General features: G+C 31.6%; 20 protein-coding genes. 8 read left to right on the forward strand and 12 right to left on the reverse strand.

Annotation, left to right across the window (positions count from 1 at the left end; translation table 11 throughout):
* The first annotated feature begins 158 nt into the window (after nucleotides 1–158).
* The 7 genes from ACQYZ7_RS01190 (at nucleotide 159) to ACQYZ7_RS01220 (ending at nucleotide 5,414) form a co-directional block, all read left to right on the forward strand.
* Entirely contained in the window at nucleotides 159–584 is a 426-nt protein-coding gene (locus tag ACQYZ7_RS01190) for a SufE family protein (RefSeq protein WP_430727987.1), read from the forward strand.
* A 13-nt stretch (nucleotides 585–597) separates the two neighbouring features.
* Nucleotides 598–918 (forward strand): DUF59 domain-containing protein, encoded by a 321-nt coding sequence (locus ACQYZ7_RS01195; protein ID WP_115899355.1) that lies wholly within the window; start codon nucleotides 598–600, stop codon nucleotides 916–918.
* 53 nt (nucleotides 919–971) lie between these two features.
* Nucleotides 972–1,754 carry a hypothetical protein gene (locus tag ACQYZ7_RS01200; RefSeq protein ID WP_430727988.1) on the forward strand — a complete coding sequence of 261 codons (783 nt, stop codon included), beginning with the start codon at nucleotides 972–974 and terminating at the stop codon, nucleotides 1,752–1,754.
* Between the two features lie 89 nt (nucleotides 1,755–1,843).
* Entirely contained in the window at nucleotides 1,844–2,356 is a 513-nt protein-coding gene (locus ACQYZ7_RS01205; RefSeq protein WP_430728860.1) for a DUF2480 family protein, read from the forward strand.
* Between the two features lie 30 nt (nucleotides 2,357–2,386).
* A complete protein-coding gene (locus tag ACQYZ7_RS01210) occupies nucleotides 2,387–3,337 on the forward strand; it encodes a DUF3078 domain-containing protein (RefSeq protein WP_430727989.1) in 951 nt (316 codons plus the stop codon).
* An 80-nt stretch (nucleotides 3,338–3,417) separates the two neighbouring features.
* On the forward strand, nucleotides 3,418–4,257 hold the full coding sequence (locus ACQYZ7_RS01215) for a DUF3078 domain-containing protein (RefSeq protein ID WP_430727990.1): 840 nt from the start codon (nucleotides 3,418–3,420) through the stop codon (nucleotides 4,255–4,257).
* An 83-nt stretch (nucleotides 4,258–4,340) separates the two neighbouring features.
* The gene (locus ACQYZ7_RS01220; protein WP_430727991.1) at nucleotides 4,341–5,414 is read left to right on the forward strand and encodes a CNNM domain-containing protein; all 1,074 of its coding nucleotides are present in this window, start codon (nucleotides 4,341–4,343) and stop codon (nucleotides 5,412–5,414) included.
* A gap of 81 nt (nucleotides 5,415–5,495) precedes the next feature.
* On the opposite strand, the gene ACQYZ7_RS01225 is transcribed toward ACQYZ7_RS01220, so the two are convergent.
* The 7 genes from ACQYZ7_RS01225 to ACQYZ7_RS01255 form a co-directional block, all read right to left on the reverse strand.
* Nucleotides 5,496–8,204, reverse strand: a complete 2,709-nt coding sequence (locus ACQYZ7_RS01225) for a TonB-dependent receptor (protein ID WP_430727992.1) — start codon at nucleotides 8,202–8,204, stop codon at nucleotides 5,496–5,498.
* Between the two features lie 44 nt (nucleotides 8,205–8,248).
* Nucleotides 8,249–8,983, reverse strand: coding sequence for an energy transducer TonB (locus ACQYZ7_RS01230; RefSeq protein ID WP_430727993.1), 735 nt, complete (start codon nucleotides 8,981–8,983; stop codon nucleotides 8,249–8,251).
* Between the two features lie 110 nt (nucleotides 8,984–9,093).
* The gene (locus tag ACQYZ7_RS01235; RefSeq protein ID WP_430727994.1) at nucleotides 9,094–9,798 is read right to left on the reverse strand and encodes an energy transducer TonB; all 705 of its coding nucleotides are present in this window, start codon (nucleotides 9,796–9,798) and stop codon (nucleotides 9,094–9,096) included.
* A gap of 367 nt (nucleotides 9,799–10,165) precedes the next feature.
* Nucleotides 10,166–11,365 (reverse strand): GTPase HflX, encoded by a 1,200-nt coding sequence (gene hflX, locus ACQYZ7_RS01240; RefSeq protein ID WP_430727995.1) that lies wholly within the window; start codon nucleotides 11,363–11,365, stop codon nucleotides 10,166–10,168.
* Between the two features lie 62 nt (nucleotides 11,366–11,427).
* Nucleotides 11,428–11,991 carry a uracil-DNA glycosylase family protein gene (locus ACQYZ7_RS01245; protein ID WP_430727996.1) on the reverse strand — a complete coding sequence of 188 codons (564 nt, stop codon included), beginning with the start codon at nucleotides 11,989–11,991 and terminating at the stop codon, nucleotides 11,428–11,430.
* Between the two features lie 426 nt (nucleotides 11,992–12,417).
* Nucleotides 12,418–12,777 carry a Na(+)-translocating NADH-quinone reductase subunit F gene (locus ACQYZ7_RS01250; protein ID WP_430727997.1) on the reverse strand — a complete coding sequence of 120 codons (360 nt, stop codon included), beginning with the start codon at nucleotides 12,775–12,777 and terminating at the stop codon, nucleotides 12,418–12,420.
* Nucleotides 12,777–14,132 carry a DEAD/DEAH box helicase gene (locus ACQYZ7_RS01255; protein WP_430727998.1) on the reverse strand — a complete coding sequence of 452 codons (1,356 nt, stop codon included), beginning with the start codon at nucleotides 14,130–14,132 and terminating at the stop codon, nucleotides 12,777–12,779. Before ACQYZ7_RS01255 ends, ACQYZ7_RS01250 begins: the two co-directional genes overlap by 1 nt.
* Before the next feature lie 68 nt (nucleotides 14,133–14,200).
* On the opposite strand from ACQYZ7_RS01255, the gene ACQYZ7_RS01260 reads away from it, so the two are divergent.
* A complete protein-coding gene (locus tag ACQYZ7_RS01260) occupies nucleotides 14,201–14,662 on the forward strand; it encodes a Na(+)-translocating NADH-quinone reductase subunit F (RefSeq protein WP_430727999.1) in 462 nt (153 codons plus the stop codon).
* Between the two features lie 302 nt (nucleotides 14,663–14,964).
* Here ACQYZ7_RS01260 and nqrF read toward each other — a convergent pair whose 3' ends face one another.
* From nqrF to ACQYZ7_RS01285, 5 genes are read right to left on the reverse strand one after another with little or no spacing between them, the layout of a single operon-like run.
* Nucleotides 14,965–16,275, reverse strand: a complete 1,311-nt coding sequence (gene nqrF, locus ACQYZ7_RS01265) for an NADH:ubiquinone reductase (Na(+)-transporting) subunit F (RefSeq protein WP_430728000.1) — start codon at nucleotides 16,273–16,275, stop codon at nucleotides 14,965–14,967.
* Nucleotides 16,275–17,024, reverse strand: a complete 750-nt coding sequence (nqrE, locus tag ACQYZ7_RS01270) for an NADH:ubiquinone reductase (Na(+)-transporting) subunit E (protein ID WP_430728001.1) — start codon at nucleotides 17,022–17,024, stop codon at nucleotides 16,275–16,277. The genes nqrF and nqrE overlap by 1 nt, the downstream gene beginning before the upstream one ends.
* Nucleotides 17,025–17,054: 30 nt before the next feature.
* The gene (locus tag ACQYZ7_RS01275) at nucleotides 17,055–17,699 is read right to left on the reverse strand and encodes an NADH:ubiquinone reductase (Na(+)-transporting) subunit D (RefSeq protein ID WP_430728002.1); all 645 of its coding nucleotides are present in this window, start codon (nucleotides 17,697–17,699) and stop codon (nucleotides 17,055–17,057) included.
* Between the two features lie 2 nt (nucleotides 17,700–17,701).
* Nucleotides 17,702–18,442, reverse strand: coding sequence for a Na(+)-translocating NADH-quinone reductase subunit C (locus ACQYZ7_RS01280; RefSeq protein WP_430728003.1), 741 nt, complete (start codon nucleotides 18,440–18,442; stop codon nucleotides 17,702–17,704).
* A gap of 2 nt (nucleotides 18,443–18,444) precedes the next feature.
* Entirely contained in the window at nucleotides 18,445–19,650 is a 1,206-nt protein-coding gene (locus tag ACQYZ7_RS01285) for an NADH:ubiquinone reductase (Na(+)-transporting) subunit B (protein WP_430728004.1), read from the reverse strand.
* Nucleotides 19,651–19,652 lie beyond the last annotated feature (2 nt).

Consider the following 19,652-nt stretch of genomic DNA (forward strand, 5'->3'; position numbering starts at 1 on the left):
TATTTGTTTCATTAAGCCCCTATAAATCACTAAGACTTAAAATTTTACTAATTCTACTCATTAAGACTTAAACTCTCATGTCAACTGCCTTTTTTGTCGTAATTTTGCGTCTTTAATTAAAAACGGTCTTTTTGACTCTGCAAAAATAGTTTTAAAAAATGACTATCAAAGAAATACAAGAAGAAATTATTGACGAGTTTTCAATGTTTGAAGACTGGATGGAGCGTTATGAGTACATTATTGAGCTAGGTAAATCGCTGCCTTTAATAGATGAAACTTACAAATTAGATGAAAACCTGATTAAAGGTTGTCAATCGAAAGTATGGTTACATTCTGAATTAAAAGGTGACATCATAGAATTTACTGCCGACAGTGATGCTATATTAACCAAAGGAATTGTGGCGTTATTATTGAGGGTTTTTTCTGACCAAACACCTAAAGCAATTTTAGAAGCCGACACTAACTTTATTGATGAAATTGGTTTAAAAGAACACTTAAGCCCTACTCGTGCTAACGGATTAGTATCTATGGTAAAGCAAATAAAAATGTATGCGATTGCGCAACAAAGTAAGTTAGCAAATTAAAGAAGTAAAAATTATGACTGAAGATAAATTAGAAGAATTAGGAGATAAAATCGTTCGTGTGTTAAAAACAATTTTCGACCCTGAAATACCTGTTGACATATATGAACTTGGATTAATTTATGATGTTTTTATATCAGAAGAGAATGATGCCAAAATATTAATGACATTAACTTCTCCAAATTGTCCTGTTGCTGAAACACTACCTGTTGAAGTAGAGGAAAAAGTAAAAACCCTAAAAGAAATTAACAATTGCGAAGTTGAAATTACTTTTGATCCTACTTGGACACAAGACATGATGAGTGAAGAAGCTAAATTGGAATTAGGAATGTTATAGTGTGATATATAACTAAAACAACTACTTTCGCAAAAAATTAATTAAAAATAATCATGAAAAAAATCACACTTTTATTTGTTACTTTAATAACTATTACTTCTTGTACATCTGACAAAGAGATAATTGAAAAAGAAACACCTAAATTATTAAACAAGCAAATAGCTACAGAAAGCTACGATGATGATGAAAACCCTGATACTCCATTTGTAGAAACCTCTAGAACTAGTACTTATCATTACAATGACAAACACGAATTAGTTAAAATAGCTCATGAATCGTCAGAAGAGAAAGAAGAAACCTTATTTACTTATACTGACGGGAAAATTACTAAAGTAGAAGATATAAATAGTAATGGTGAAACAGACCGTTATAATGAATATGAGTACACCGGTAACTTGCTTACTAAACAAACTAATTATAGTTCTAATGGTGAAATAAACAGTATTGCTAATTATGAATACAATTCTGACTCTAAAATACTTAAAACCACAAAACAAGTGTTTTTTGACAGTAGCAATAATGTTTATGTAACAAAATATGAATACATATCTGATAATAAGGTTAAGGAAATTGAAGGAGATTCATATACAATTTACACATTAGATAATAAAAATTCTCCTCTTATAAATATTGTTGGTATTAAAGCTATCTTACAGTCAGATTTTGAAGGTGGTGGGATACATAACATAACATTAGTTCAAGAATTTGATAAAGACAATAATGAATTAGGTTCTTACAAAACAATTTACAAATACGATTCTGATAATTTCATTATACGAAAAGATGATTCAAGTAATGATTACTCATATATCGTAACTTACGAATACAATAAGTAGATTATTAGTAATTTTTTCAAAACAACAAAATCTTCATCTTTAAAACAACATTATAGATGAAGATTTTTTATTTTTACAATAAAACAAACATGGCAGACAAAATTATAAATAGAGTTGCAAATAGTAAGCTTACAACGGTAGATCTTGAAGATTTTTACCCTGTAGGTAGGCGTATAGTGTTTGATATTAAGGATTGGTTATTTGAAGAATTGATTCTTCGTGAAAAAGACTTTAGGGAATCTGTAAAAAATCATGATTGGTCTCAATATCAAAACAGTTATGTTTCTTTAACATGTTCTACTGACGCCATTATTCCTTCTTGGGCCTATCTTTTATTAACTACAGAACTTATTCCCTTTGCCAAAAAGGTTGTTGTTGGTGACTTAACAGTATTAGAAACTGTAATATATCAAGAGATAATTCAACAGTTAGATGTCTCTGACTACAAAGACAGACCTATAATAATTAAAGGGTGTTCGAATAAGCCAATACCACCTTCTGCATACACACTTTTAATTGAAAAAATTAAACCCGTAGCTAAAACCATTATGTTTGGTGAGGCTTGTTCAACCGTACCACTTTATAAGAGAAAAAATAATTAGATTTATAAAACTCCTCAACTTTTATTACCAATGAAAAAGCTGTTTTTAATCTTGTTTTCATGCTGTACTTTTTCTATAGTTTCCCAAGAAACTCCAAAAGACAGTATATCTACTCTAGATTTAGTAAACTCCCCTTTAGATACTACTTTTGCGTCTTATATCTTTAACAAACGAGTATTTGCAGAGCCTTTAGTTAAAAAAAATCCACCAAAAAAATGGACTGTGACGGGGAAATATACTTTCCTTTTTAATCAATCATCTTTTTCCAATTGGGCAGCTGGTGGAAATAACACCGTTGCTGGAAATATGACACTTGGTTACGATTTTAATTACAAGAAAAAAAAATGGAACTGGGATAATAAAGTTATTTCTGCTTATGGTTTAAGTTATGTAGATGGTCAAGGGGTTAGAAAAACAGAAGATCAGTTTGAATATAACTCTTTACTTGGTTTAAGAACTTCAAAACTATGGTTTTTCTCTTTTTTTAGTAATTTTAAAACGCAGTACACTAGAGGTTATGATTATAAACAAGAACCTAAATTAGCTGTTTCAGATTTCTTTTCTCCTGCATATTGGAGTTTTGGTCCTGGTATGTTATGGAAAAAAAATGATGATGCAAGAATAAACGTTGCTCCTGCTTCAGCTCGTTACACATTTGTTTCTGATGAGTTTTCAGGAAAATATGGTGTAGATGAAGGTAAGAATATAAATTTCAGTTTAGGTTTCAATCTTTCTGCTTACTTTAAAAGTGAAATAATGAAAGATGTAACTATGGAAAGTATTGTAGCAGTATATTCTGATTATTTAAACAAGCCACAAAATATTGATATTGATTATCAGCTAAACATCATTGTTCAAATTAATAAAAACCTATCTACAAACCTAAGCTTACACACCATTGTTGACGATGATGCTTCAAGTAGAGTACAATTTAAAGAAGTTTTTGGTCTTGGCTTAAATTATATTTTTCATAAAACGTGACTTTTATCATAACAACATTGTCTAAACCTTAAGTTAAGCGTACATTCTCGCCCTCAAAAAATTAATTTAAAACTATTAAAATGAAAAAATTATTAGCTATTGCTGTTTTGTTTGGAGCATTAACAGCTAACGCTCAAGAAGAAAAAAAAGAAGAACCTAAAGAAGGGTGGAAAAGAAGTGGTAATATTTCTTTTCTATTCAATCAATCTGCCTTCAACAATTGGTTAGCTGGTGGTACTAACAATATTTCTGGTACTATTGGCTTAAACTATGATTTTAACTATACCAAAGGTGATTGGACTTGGGACAATAAATTGATTGCTTCTTACGGTTTAACAAAACTAAAAAAAGAATCAATACAAAAAACAGATGACCGTTTAGAATTAAACTCATTAGCAGGTAAAAAAGCTGGAGGGTACTGGTATTACTCTGCTTTTTTAAATTTTAAAACTCAAATGTCTTCTACCTACGTTTCTGGTGAACAAACATCTCATTTCTTTTCTCCTGCATATTTTCAACTTGGACCAGGTATGTTATGGAAAAAACATGATAATTTAAAAGTAAACATCGCCCCTGCTACCTCTAAGTTAATTTATGTACATAAACATTTAACCGATTTTGGCCCTGCTTTTGGGGTAAAACAAAACGAAACTACTCGTTATGAAATAGGTGCTGCAGTTAACGCATATTACAAATTAGATGTAATGAAAAACGTATCTGTAGAAAATATATTAAACCTTTATAGTAATTATCTGGAAGATTTTCAAAATGTTGATATAGATTACACCCTTAATGTAGTAATGAAGGTTAACAAATATTTATCTGCAAACCTATCAATGCAAGCAATTTACGACGACAATTCCTTTGAAGGGTTCCAAACTAGAGAAGTATTTGGTTTAGGAGTGAATTACGGTTTCTAAAAAAACAAAATACAATAGTAAAACCTCAAGAACATATTCTTGAGGTTTTCTTTTTTATGTATTTTAGCTTAAAAATTTAACGAATGACATTATTAATTGTTTACGCCACATTATCTATATTTTTCTCCTTTTTATGTTCTATACTAGAAGCTGTTCTGCTAAGTGTTACTCCTACTTTTGTTAACCTTAAAAAGAAAGAAGAGAAGGCTTACGCAAAAGACCTTGAAACATTAAAAAAAGATGTAGACAAACCTCTTATTGCTATCTTAACTGTAAATACTGTTGCACACACCGTAGGAGCTATTTTAGTTGGTGCCCAAGCGAAGAAAATATTCAGTGATGAAGGAAATGGTGTTTTTATTATTTCTGCTATAATGACTATTTTGATTTTAGTTGCTTCTGAAATCATTCCTAAAACTATTGGTGCTACTTACTGGAAATCTTTAGCTGGTTTTACAACCAAAGCCTTAAACATATTGATTTTCTTTTGTAAATACACCGGTATTATTTGGTTATTACAGTTGTTCACTAAGATGTTTGGAAAAGGAGCACATGGTGAAAGTGTTTTAAGTAGAGAAGACTTCTCTGCCATGACCGATATTGCCGAACAAGAAGGTGTTTTTCATGAAAGTGAAGGTAAAGTAATTAGAAATATGCTAAACTTTAAAGAAGTTCAAGCTAAACACATCATGACACCTCGTACAGTGCTTAATACTGCTAATGAAAACCAAAGCATTGAATCTTTTTTTAATGAAAATAGACCTTTACGTTTCTCCAGAATACCTGTATATGCTGAAAACCCAGATAATATAACCGGGTATGTTTTAAAGGATCAACTATTACTTTCTTTAGTTGATAACAAAGGAAATGAGCCTTTAAAAACAATTAAAAGAGAAATTATTATAGCTAGTAGAGAATTATCTATTCCTAATCTATTTGAAAAACTAATTGAACAGAGAGAACATTTGGCTTTAGTTGTAGATGAATACGGAGCTGTTAGCGGTTTAGTGACTCAAGAAGACGTTATAGAAACTCTTTTAGGCTATGAAATAATGGATGAAAGTGATAATGTAGCTAACCTACAAAGTCTAGCAAGAAAAAGCTGGGAACAGCGTGCTAAACGACTAGGAATTATTAACGATTCTGAAAACGAATAGCAAATTTTAAAAAGTTTGTAAAACAAAAAAGAGGCATAAACTTATTTATGCCTCTTTTTTTATTATATATCTTAACTATCTCTAATCATTAATTGTCCAAGAAACATAGTACATAGAACCAATTAATCCAGATCCTGGTGCAACCATGTACTCATTACCTGTTAGGTTAGTTCCTCCCAGTTTAAATCTTGATTTAATAGCAGGTACTCTATAGTTTATTTGCGCATCTAATACCGTTCTTGCATCAACTGTATCATCTAAGAAGCTTGACTGCCAATAGAACTCATCTTGCCATCTTAAATTCACATTAAACCCAAAGTTTTTAAACAAGTTTGGGTTTCCAAACATTACTTTTACTTGATGCTCTGGAGTATTAAATCCTGCTTTAAAAGTAGGATCATCGCTTTGATCAAAAACTAATTTTGAATATGTATAGTTAGCTCCTAAGTTAAATGTCTTAAATACTTTTGTATTTAACCCAACACCTACACCATACGAATCTACATTAGCTGATGTATTTGTATTAAGAACAAACGAAGTATAATCTTCATTATCTATTGCTGCATCAGCTTGTGCATCTGGTGTTCCATCAGCCTCTAAACCTCCGTAATTAGCCACAATAACATCTTTAAATGCCACAAAATCGTTATACTGGTTGTAATAACCATTAATATCTAATTCTAATATATTTCTACTATTTAAATCGATAATACTTCTATATCCAACTTCATATGAAGTAACCTTTTCTGGTTTAATTGGATTCACATCAAGTTTAACTCTATTATCTCTTCCAACTAATGCATTTCCAAAAGCTTGTCTACCAGTAATTTCACTAGTAGTACCATCTTGATTAACTACAATAGTAGAAAAACGATCTAGGTTTTCTTCTGAAGTACCTAAAATATACTTACTTGGTCCTGAACGTAATCCAAAGTATTGCTCTAAAGTACTTGGATTTCTAAATCCTGTTTGATAAGAAGCTCTTAAAATATGGTTTTTTGATTCTCCTAAAGAATAATTTAATGCTACCCTTGGCGAGAAGTTTCCTTCAAAGTTTTTAGATTTATCATAACGAACAGATCCTGTAAACTTTAATCTATCATCTAAGAATTTCTTTTGAATTTGAGAATAAACCCCTATCATATCAAACTCTATACTACTATTTTCATCAGTAAATAAAGTTCCATTTGAATTAATATCAAATTTACGGTAAGAACCTCCTATTTGAATCTCTCCCCAACGGATAATATCTTTAAAGTTATAATTAGCGTCAAAATGGTAAAAAGAAGTCTCATCTTTTAATCCTGCTCCTCCTTTGTTTATTGGAGTATTAATTACCTCTTCTAAAGCTGTTTTAAATTCAGATGATCCTGGTACAAATCTATTTCTATTTGCAAATCTTCTTGCATCAGCATCGTTAAGAGGTGTATATCCAGGAACTGTTAATGCTCCACTATATATACCAGCGTATTCTTGATACCAATTTTGAGTTGGATTGTATTTTTCATTTAACGCAATAGCTGCGAATCGTAAATCGTGACTTTTTCCTGAGTCATTTCCTGTATAATATCCTCTTACAAAAAAGTTTCTTCCTTTAAGCTCTAATTTATACTGCTCGATAAAATATCCTTTTTGAGAGAATCTATTTGTTCCTTGATATGTATTATCTCCACGAGAAAAACGAGAGTTTACTATAATTTCTAATGCATCATTTGCCCACGGTCTGATATGAATAGATCCATCAAATTTTAAGTTATAACCATTATAATTAGTTAAATCTTTTTCTTCGTACCCTGTTCTAGTTACATTACCTATACCAGACACTGGAATTGAAAAATCATCACCATATACATTTACACCATCATAATCAGTGTTTGCATCTCTATCTCCATCAATAGCTGTTCCACCAATTCCTGTGGTGTTTCTAGTATCGACAGCATGCCATTCTTCAGCAGAAAAATAAGTTAAATTAGCTTTTGCTGCAACATAATCATTGAACTTATATGCCATACGAATTCCTGCATCATAAAACGGATTGTTTCCAGCTGCTTCTTGCGACATATTACCAGTTTTGATATAAGTACTTATACCTGTATTATCAAAAGGATTTTTACTACTCATTAGTAAAATACCGTTAAACGCATTTGCTCCATATAAAGCAGAAGAAGCCCCTGGAAGAATTTCAACATTTTTAACATCTAAATCTGAAAGCCCCATAATATTTCCTGCCGAGAAATTCAACGCTGGTATTGATGTTTCTACTCCATCAACTAATTGTACAAACCGAGTATTATCGAAAGTAGAAAAACCACGAGAGTTTACAGATTTAAATCCGTAATTTGCTTCACGTGATTCAATTCCTTTTAAGTTTGCTAATCCGTCATAAAATGAAATTGATGTATTTCTTTTAACATCAATAACTCCAATTCTCTCAATAGTTACTGGAGATTCAATAACTCGTTCAGGAGATCTAGATGCTGAAATTACAACTTCATCTAGCGCTACACTTTCTTTTAAAATTACATTCATTTCTTGATCTAATGAAGTAACCTCAATTATTTCTGTTTTATATCCAAAAGCAGAAACTTGTATAGTTATAGGGTAAGTTGACTTAACTTGTAAAGTAAAATTTCCTTCAAAATCTGAGGTTGCTCTAGCTTCTCCAGAAAGAATTACTGCATTTGGAAAAGGCTCCAAGTATTCGTCGTAAACTTTTCCATTTACTGTAGTTTGTGCATAAATAGACATACTACACACTACCAAAACTAAGGATAGTAGTTTTTTAAACATAATGCTTATTTTAATTGATTTGTATTAAGTTATTTGTGATTTATTTACTCATCAAGAGCAAACATAATAGGGAATCCGTATTTTACTGAGGTTTGATCTCCTGACTTTTTAGCAGGTATAAACTGAGGTAGTTGAGATACTACTCGAACAGCTTCGTTGTTTAGTAATCCTCCATTTTTAGGTCCTAAGGTTTTAATATTCTTAACCCGACCATTTTTGTCAATAATAAAGCGTACCCAAACTTCTCCTTGAATAGATTCTTTTACCGCTTGACTAGGATATCTGAAATGTTTTTGAATATGCTTTACCATTTCAACATTAAAACAATCTAACCTTTCATTTTTCTTTGCTTTTTTGCATGCAGAAAACAAAGGTATTCTATCAACTGTAGTAAATTTTTCAGCTTTTCTTACTTCTTCTGCTGATAGTTTACTTGTTATATCTTCTAGATTGTTCTTTAAAGTTAAAGATTGATTTAATTCTGTTTGACTAGTTGTACCCTCTACTGCTGCTGTTCCAACTCCTGATAATTCAGTAGCGCTTGAAACTTCTTTCTTTTTTGAGATTTCTCTCTTTTTTAAATACCTTCTATTAGCAGATACTTTTACAGAAATTTGTCTTGTTCCTTTGTCCTTTTTACTTTTTGGAGCTATAGTACATTTTGTTATACTATTTAGGTCTAAAGACTCTTCTTCTGGGGTTTCACATACTTCACGTTGTGACACAACACTAGTAGTATAAAAACAAACTAATGTTATTAGTAAAATAATTTTTCTCATACCTAAGGGGTTTAACATTTTTTCAATCAACTAATTATAGTTATTATTTGTGAAAAATGTGGCGTGCAAAGGTATTCTTTTTTTTATAGAAATTAAATTATTTTAACACTCTAATTTTCAGAGCTATTTAAGCTAAAATTCATAGGAAAGCTATACGCTACTCTTGTATTTTTACCTTGCTGTTTTCCTGGAGTAAAATTAGGCAGTAATAACACAATTCTTTTAGCCTCATCTTTCAAGAGTTCATGTGCATTTACTCCTTCAGTCTTAATATCTCTTACCTTACCAGTTTCGTCAATTACAAAGCTTATTAGCACCTCTCCTTCTATCCCCTTATCCAAGGCTTCGTTTGGATACACTAATGTATTGATTATATGATTTTGCATTTCATAATTAAAACAGTTCACCTTATCTATTAAAGGATCTGTACACGTCAAAAACGCAGGGATTTCATCTACTATATCAAAAGAAACAGCTTTTTTCTTTATCGTTTTTGTAATCGGAGTAACATTATACAAACGACACGTAGCTAAATCATTAGTTGTTTTCATCAACTTAACTTCATTTGCTTTTATATCATTAGCCAAGCTAATAACTTTTTCAAAGTAAACACGTTTTCTTAGATGTCTTCTACTAGAGATTGTAGTTACAACAGGAGTTCCCTCACCATTCTTATCTACTTTTTTTTCTATTAAACATTTATCAACTACGTTTACATCTACTGAATGAGGATTTTCAGATGTACACTTCTCTTGTGCTGTAGCAAATTGAAAACCACAACATATTAACAAGAGTATAATTATATTTTTCATCATGATCTATTCAGATTAACACATGGTAACTCAAAAAAGAGTGGTCATTTCATCTAGCTTTAAATTTTTGCACTTAAAACTTTATGAATACTTGGTAAGTTAGCTGGTTAAATAAGATTGAATTACTAGAGTAAAAGTTATGCTTTCTTATTAGCTGATTGATCTAAATAAAATCGTCTAGATTTTGTTTGTGAAGTTTTATTATTTTTCATTTTCAGGGGGATAAAATGGTTAAAAATATTAATTTACAATGCTTTATAAAACATAGAAAAAACTATGTTAGGGATTATAAATATAACAAAAAAGAACTTAAAATTACAATTCTTTAAGTTCTTTTTAAGTTATTGTTGTGTTTTTATACTGTAAAAAACTAATACTCTTGGTATAAGAAATCGTTGTAAGGAAAACGTTGAATATGTATTTTCTTTACTTCTTCATACACTTTTTCTTTAAAATTTTCTAGGTTATCTTTATTCAAGGCTGAAATAAAAATACTCTCTGTTTCTAAGTCATTCATCCATGTTCTTTTCCAATCTTCTAACGTATAATGTTCTTTTGTTTTTTCTGTAATTAAATCATCTTCATCAATAGTTTCATGGGTATAAGCATCTATTTTATTAAATACCATAACCGTAGGTTTATCTTTACTATCAATTTCATCTAAAATTTTATTTACAGAAGCTATATGATCTTCAAAATTTGGATGAGATATATCTACTACATGTAATAATAAATCGGCTTCACGTACTTCATCTAAGGTAGATTTAAATGATTCCACTAGTTGAGTAGGTAACTTTCTAATAAATCCAACAGTGTCCGTCATTAAAAAAGGGATATTCTTTATAACTACTTTTCTAACTGTAGTATCAAGCGTTGCAAACAACTTATTCTCAGCAAACACTTCACTTTTGCTTATTACATTCATTAATGTAGATTTACCAACATTAGTATAGCCTACCAAGGCAACGCGTACCATTTTTCCACGGTTTTTACGTTGTATTGACATTTGCTTGTCAATAGTTGCTAGTTTCTTTTTTAATAAAGAGATTTTATCACGAATAATACGACGGTCGGTTTCTATTTCTGTTTCCCCAGGACCACGCATACCTATACCTCCTTTTTGCTTATCAAGGTGTGTCCACATTCGTGTTAATCTAGGTAATAAATATTGATATTGTGCTAACTCAACCTGTGCTTTTGCCGAACTCGTTTGTGCTCTGCTAGCAAAAATATCAAGGATTAAATTCGTTCTATCTAAAATTTTACAGTCTAAAAAACGTTCAATATTTCTAAGTTGTGCTGGTGATAGTTCGTCATCAAAAATAGCTGTTCCAATATCATTGGACTCTATATACGCTTTTACATCTTCTAACTTACCTGTTCCTATAAAAGTTTTTGGATGTGGTTTATCTAGTTTTTGAACAAATCGTTTCACAGCTACTCCTCCAGCTGTAAGTGTCAAAAACTCTAGTTCATCCAGATATTCTTCTGATTGTTTTTCATCTTGATGTTGGGTTATAATACCTATTAAAACCGTTTTTTCTGATATGGCTTCTCGTGTTTCTATCATACCTTGCAAAAGTACAAATTTATCAACGTATGTTGTTTAACTTTCTTATCGTATTAAAATCGCTATAATAGCTTTTTTACTGTGCTTTTCAATACTGGTAAAACATCTTTTTCAAACCATGGGTTTTTGGTTAACCAAAATCGGTTTCTTGGTGATGGATGCGGTAATACAAAATAGTTAGGCAAGTATTCTTCAAAAGTGTTCACTGTTTCTGTGAGTGTTCTTTTTGTTTTTTCTTTTAAGTAATAGTTTTGTGCATACATTCCTATTAAAATAATCAATTTAACTTCTGATATTTCTTTTAATAGAGGCTGATGCCATTGTGGTGCACACTCTTTTCTTGGCGGTAAGTCTCCTGTTTTCCCTTTTCCTGGGTAACAAAAACCCATTGGAATTATTCCAAAATTATTTGTATTATAGAACTCCTCATCAGTAACATTTAACCATTTTCTAAGCTGCTTACCGCTGGCATCATCCCAAGGGATTCCTGATTGATGCACTTTGGTTCCTGGTGCTTGACCTACAATAATAATTTTTGACTTTTTACTAGCAAAAACTACAGGGTTGGGCTCTATGTGTTCCTCACAAATTTTACATTCCTTTATTTTTCGTAAAAGATTCTCCACACCGTAAAGTTACTATTTATGTATAAAAAAACACTCGATTACATTGTAAAACGAGTGTTTTTTTTAACTTTAATTATTGTAAATCTTAATTATTGATTGCATAGCTTGCGGCATTGCCCAAATCTGATAAAAACATTAAAAAAGATTTCATTAATTTTTTTTCCTTTTTGATTAGTAGTTGTTTTTTCATTCTTCTAGTTATTTTATTAATTTCCGTGTGGTAAAATTAATACACAACTACCTGATAGCTAAAAGGGTTTTTACCCTTTTCAGTCTATTTAAACCACTATTTTTCAATCAGTGAAAAGGGTAGTCAAAATTCAGGAATTATATAAAAACCACCTTACTACTACTATAAAAGGTGTTTTAATTTCGAAGAAAATCTAAGTAAGTTTATTCCTAAATCAGGAATATAGAATGTGTTTTTTAAAACTTTATAAAGTCTTCAAAAGCGACATAATAAGGCTTATCTTTAAAGACAGGTAAATCTACGCTTTCTGCATTTGCTATTCCTATACCAGCATACCAAACATTTGCGTTTTGTTTTTCGGCGTGTTTTTTAAACGTTTCCATCCACAATACATCGTACTCTTGTGGTGATTGTATATTATTAGTTGTTTTTACCAATACAAAAATGGTAGGTTCTTCTTTTTTATACAATACGAACTGTGGATGCTTTTTCAACTCACTATTAACAGCAATAAACTCATACCCCATTTCTTGTAGTTTTGTACCTACAATATTCATCCCTAAATTATGAAGTTCTTGTTCTGTAAGTGCTTGCATTATTTTTTCTTATTGCGTTTGTTATAGTTTTTATCACCTCTTGTTTTAGGCTTTTTATACTTCTTTGCAATCTCTCTTCTGTACGAACCTCCTTGATTTGTTTTTTTATTCTTTTCCTTTTTCTCGTGAAAAGCGGGTCCTGGAATAAATTCTTGAGACGTTCTGTTCTTATTAACCTCTCCATCTTCTTTTGGACGCTCTTCTTCTGTTAATTCTTTTGAAATTTCAACCTGCTCTGGAATCTCTAATTTAGGAATCTCATAATCCATCAACTCCTCAATTCTTTGTTTAGCTTCCTGTTCTTTTTCTGTAGCAAATAAAATAGTTTTTCCTTCGCGTTCTGCACGACCAGTACGACCTATTCTATGCATATAATTCTCAGGAAAATGTGGTGCATTAAAATTTATTACATGTGTAACTTCTTCCAAATCCAATCCACGTGCTATAACATCAGTAGCAATTAAAATTCGTTTTTCTCCTTTATTGAATTGTTCAATAGAGCGTAAACGATAGTTCTGCGTTTTGTTTGAGTGAATCACACAAGATTGAGACGGATATTCTTCTGCAACGCAATCAAACAACCTATCTGCATTCCGTTTATTTGGCGCAAATACCAATACCTTACTAAACTCTGATTTATCAAATAATAAATAGTTTAATAGGTTAACTTTTGTATAAAAATTTGGAACATCATAACTTGTTTGCTGAATGTTATCTAATGGTGTTCCGCTAACTGCAATAGCTATTTTATGTGGCGCAATAAAAAAATCATCAATTAACACTTCAACATCCTCTGTCATAGTTGCAGAAAACATAATGTTTTGACGTCGTTGAGGCAATAAATCGAAAATGTTTAATAACTGAAAACGAAATCCTAAATCGAGCATTACATCTACTTCATCAATTACTAGCTTCTGAATAGATTTTAGTTTCAACACTTTGCTTAATGCTAAGTCATATAAACGTCCTGGGGTAGCAACAATAATATCTGAACCTTGCATTACTGCTTCTTTATGACGGTTTAAATTCACACCTCCATAAACTCCAATAGCACGTAATGTTATATATTTTGATAGCTTTTCAATTTCTTCAACAACTTGCACTACCAACTCACGGGTAGGTACTAAAATTAACACTCTTGGGTGTTGTTGTTTAGAAAACTTTAAATCACGTAATATTGGCAATAAGTATCCGAAAGTTTTACCAGTACCTGTTTGCGCAATTCCAACCACATCTTTTCCTGATCGGATTACAGGAAATGCTTGTTCTTGAATAGGTGTTGGATGTACAAAACCTAATTCTTCAATTGAATTTCGTAGTGGATTTGATAAGTCTAAATCTTGAAAAGTTGTCATTAACAATAATTTGATGCAAAGGTACAACCAATATTTTGTATATTTAAAGGAGTTAATTCTTTTTGATTATGGAAATACCTAAACGACTAGAACAGGCGCTTATTAAGCTTTATAATGCTTTTCATAACGATGAATTGAATCCTGAATGTTGTTCGGCTTGTGCAGTTGGTAATATTTTAGATAACCAAGATAGCTGGAAACATTTAACAAATGATCATGGTTCATTGAGGTTAAGTTACGTGGGTAGGGTACATCAAAATTTGGGTAGAAAGTTTAATGGTTATACTCCGCTTGAATTACTACACATTGAAAAAGTATTTTTAGAAACATGTGGATTCACTGTTCCACTATGTCACTACAATCCAAAACCTAAGAATCCTACTAACAAGGAGAGGCTTTTTAATAGCTTATGTGCTGTTGTTGCACATTTATGTAAACTTGAAGATATACCTAACGTTATGGACTATGCTAAAGTTTTTGAATATGAAAAAGATAGTCCTATTTATAAGTTTGATGTAATTTATAAGTAAGCTATTTAGCTAAAAACATTGTTTTACATTCATGACACTTAAACCTTCTCTTATTAAAAAATATTATCTTTTGAAATAGACTTCTTCTCCTTCTTCTTACAAATGTAGATTTACAATTTGGACAGTTCATAGGTTAGTTTGGTTTAAATATTTAGTAGGTAGCTACAAAAGAAAACCATTCAGTTTAACTAAAAGTTAAAAAAACTATAATTGGTTGATTATTAATTATAAGTGGTTGTTTTTATTGTATAAAAAAACCGATACAGTACTGTATCGGTTTTATATCTAGAGTCACTAAGTGATTATCCTCCAAAATCGTCAAAACGAATGTTCTCATCTGGAATACCAAAATCTTCACCCATTTTTTGCACTGCCTTGTTCATTAATGGTGGTCCACAGAAGTATAATTCAATATCTTCTGGTGCATCGTGCTTACTTAAGTAATTATCGATTACACAGTTATGAACAAACCCAACGAAACCATCACCTTCATCTTCCATACTATTCTTTACTTTCCAGTTATCTTCTGGTAAAGGTTCAGATAATGCAATATGGAACTTAAAGTTCGGGAAGTTTTTCTCTAAGTCATAGAAGTGATCTAAGTAGAATAATTCACGCTTAGAACGACCACCGTACCAGTAAGATACTTTTCTTCCTGTCTTTAAAGTTTTGAATAAGTGATATAAGTGAGAACGCATTGGTGCCATACCTGCTCCACCACCTACATATAACATCTCTGCATCAGACTCGTTAATGAAGAATTCTCCATAAGGTCCAGAAATAGTTACTTTATCTCCTACTTTTCTTGAAAATACATACGATGATGCAATCCCTGGATTTACATCCATCCATCCTCCTTTAGCTCTATCGAACGGTGGAGTAGCAATACGAACGTTTAACATGATTTCACGCCCTTCTGCTGGATAAGAAGCCATTGAATAAGCTCTCTCTACTGTTTCTGGGTTCTTCATTACTAAAGGCCATAACTTAAACTTATCCCATTCTTCTTGGAACTTGTCTGGTGTATCATGCTCTTCAGGATGCGCTGTAATATCCATATCTGAGAACTTTACCTCACATGGTGGAATTTCAATTTGAATATACCCTCCTGCTTTGTAGTTCATGTCTTCTGGAATCTCTACTACGAATTCTTTAATAAATGATGCTACGTTATAGTTACGTACCACGGTAGCCTCCCATTTCTTAATTCCGAAAATTTCTTCAGGAATAGAAATATCCATGTCTTGTTTTACTTTAACCTGACAAGCTAAACGAACTCCGTGTTGTAATTCTTTACGTGTAAAATGTGGTGTTTCTGTTGGTAAAGCTTCACCTCCACCAGAGTTTACATGACACTCACATTGAACACAAGAACCTCCACCACCACAAGCTGATGGTAAAAAGATTTTTTCATCACCTAATGTAGATAACAAAGTTCCTCCTGATGCTACTTCTATTATTTTTTCACCATTGATTGTAATTTTTACAGGTCCAGATGGTGCTAACTTTTGTTTTACAAATAATAATAAGGCTACTAAAACTAAGATTACCGCTAAAAACGCTAATACTGTAATAGCAACTGTTCCTCCTGTGCTTACTTCTAAAAATACCATTATTCTGTAATTTCTTTAGTGTTATTAGCTAATTCTTCTGCTTTCTCTTCAGTCTTATCAATTGCCTTCTCTTCTACCTCTTTCTTTTCAACCTTAACTTCAGCAGTTTCTTCTTTTTTACCTGCATCATCACCTCCTGTTAACATTCCACCGAAACTCATAAATCCGATAGCCATTAAACCTGTAATAATGAATGTAATTCCTAATCCTCTTAATGCTGGTGGTACAGATGAGTATCTGATTTTTTCACGAATAGCTGCGATTGCTAAAATTGCTAAAAACCATCCGATACCAGAACCAACTCCATAAGTTAACGATAAACCTAGTGTTGGGATTTCACGAGATTGCATGAATAAAGACCCTCCTAAAATTGCACAGTTTACAGCAATTAACGGTAAGAAAATACCTAAAGAGTTATATAATGCTGGTGCAAATTTTTCAACAATAATTTCTACCAATTGTACCATGGTTGCAATAGTTGCAATAAACATGATGAATGATAAGAAACTTAAGTCATAATCTACATACTCTTCTCCTAACCACTTTAAAGCTCCAGGTTGTAATAAATATTGATCTAACAACCAGTTTATAGGTACTGTAACTGCTAATACAAAGATTACTGCAGCTCCTAAACCTACGGCTGTTGATACTTTTTTAGATACAGCAAGGTATGAACACATTCCTAAGAAGGTAGCAAATACCATGTTATCTATAAATATCGATTTGAAAAATAATTCTATATGTTCCATTTTCTATATTTTTAATGAACACTAACTAGGTTAGTCTTCTACTAATGCTTTATTTCTTGTACGTTGTACCCAAATAATAATACCCACAACTATTAATGCCATTGGTGATAATAACATAAACCCGTTGTTTTCGTATCCTAAAGCATACAATCCTGTTTTTTCAATAGGATCTCCTAATACTTTAAACCCTAATAAAGTACCTGAACCGAATAATTCTCTAAAGAATCCTACAATAATTAAGATTACTGCGTATCCTAAAGCATTTCCTATTCCGTCTAAAAACGATTTCCATGGTCCATTACCTAAAGCAAAAGCTTCAAAACGTCCCATAATAATACAGTTCGTAATAATTAAACCAATAAATACTGATAAGGTTTTACTTAAATCGTATGCAAATGCTTTTAACACTTGGTCTACAATAATTACTAATGTAGCTACTACGATTAACTGTACAATAATTCTAATTTTTGATGGAATAATATTTCTCATTAACGAGATTACTACATTCCCTACTCCTAATACAAATAATACCGATATAGACATTACAATAGAAGCTTTTAACTCTGCTGTAATTGCTAATGCAGAACAAATACCTAATACCTGAATTGTAATTGGGTTATTATCTGCTAATGGATCAGTAATTAATGCTGCGTCTTTTTTTGATAAAAGTCCCATATTTATTTTAATGTTTTAAAGTAAGGTACGTATAAACCTAATTCAGATTTAATCATTGCAGCTACTCCGTCACCAGTAATTGTTGCTCCTGCAATTGCATCTACCTCATTATCATTTTTATCTTCATTCTTTGGATCATTGTTAGATTTAGAAACTGCAATTCCTTTAAAAGAACCGTTACTCATTAAATCTTCTCCAATAAAATCGTCCATAAAGTAACGTTGCTTAATGTTAGCTCCTAAACCTGGTGTTTCCCCTTTATGATCAAAGAAAACTCCTTGAACTACCATATTTTTATCCATTGCAACGTATCCCCAAATAGCATCCCAAAGACCTTTACCTCTAATTGGTGCGATATAGAAAGTTTTACCTTCTTTCTCTCCCACAAATAATGGTAATTTTCTTGTTTTACCTTCTTTGGCTGCTGTTTGTTGTTTCTTTACATCAATTAAATACGCTTTAGCATCTTCAGAAACATTATCTCCTTCAATTACTAATTGTTTTTTGATGTATTTACCAAACTCTTCTGCTACTTTATCTTTAGAAACAAATTCAATACTTGTTTCATCATTACTGTTTACCCCCATAGCATACAAAATGTTTTGTTGCTTCTCGATACGTTTATTAGCATCGATTGTTGGGCGAAGTGATGACGCTGTAAAAGCTAACAACGCACCTACTACTAACACCATTCCTATGGCGAAAAGTACTGTATATACATTAGTATCTGTCTTCTTACTCATAATTAGGCAGTTTTAACTTTTACACGTTTTAATCTTCTCTTTACATTTCCTTGAACCACATAGTGATCAATTGTTGGAGCAAAAACGTTCATTAATAAGATTGCTAACATTACTCCTTCTGGATATGCTGGGTTAAATACACGAATCATAATTGAAATAAATCCAATTAAGAATCCGTAAATCCATTTCCCTTTATTGGTTTGTGATGCTGTTACTGGATCAGTAGCCATGTATACAGCTCCAAATGCAAAACCTCCAATTAATAAATGCTTCCAGAAATCTAAACTCATTAATCCGTAAAACTTACTTGTTTCACCAATCCATCCCATATCAACTACTTGATTAAAGATGAATCCCATTACTAAAGCCCCAATAACTGCAGATAACATAATTCTCCAGCTTCCAATCTTTGTAAAGATTAAGAATAAAGCTCCTAATAAAATTAATAATGTTGATGTTTCTCCTACTGAACCTGGAATGAATCCGAAGAACATATCAGAAACTGAATGATTTAACGGTTGTGATTGTGCCAAACTACCTAAAATAGTTTCTCCTGAAATTGCATCTGCTGTTCCAGCAGCATCTACAGCTCCTTGTACCCATACTTTATCTCCAGACATCCAAGTTGGATATGCGAAGAATAAGAATGCACGAATTGTTAAGGCTGGGTTTAAGATATTCATCCCAGTTCCTCCAAATACTTCCTTACCTATTACAACACCAAAAGCTACTGCTACTGCTAACATCCATAAAGGTAAGTCTACAGGTACAATTAACGGAACTAACATTCCTGTTACTAAGTACCCTTCTTCTATCTCATGTCCTTTGATTATACAAAAAACAAATTCTATTGCTAAACCAACGGCATATGAAACAATTACTAATGGTAATATTTTAACTAAACCTATTAGGAAGTTACTCATATTCCAAAATTCTCCAGAAAAGAAGCCTGTTGCGTTTGAAACAGCTTCTATTTGAAGGTTATGCTGATATCCTGCATTAAACATACCGAATATTAAACATGGCACTAATGCCATGATTACTGTATTCATTGTACGTTTAAGATCATCTGCCGACTTAATGTGAGTCCCTCCGTGAGTGGTCTCATTCGGCATATATAAGAACGTATGAAAACCATTAAATAGCGGAGCCATTTTAGTTCCTTCATATTTCTTTTTTAAATTATGTAAGTTTTGTTTTAAGCCCATAT

Origin of the sequence: Tenacibaculum sp. SDUM215027 (assembly GCF_050566205.1) — a bacterium.
GTDB lineage: Bacteria > Bacteroidota > Bacteroidia > Flavobacteriales > Flavobacteriaceae > Polaribacter.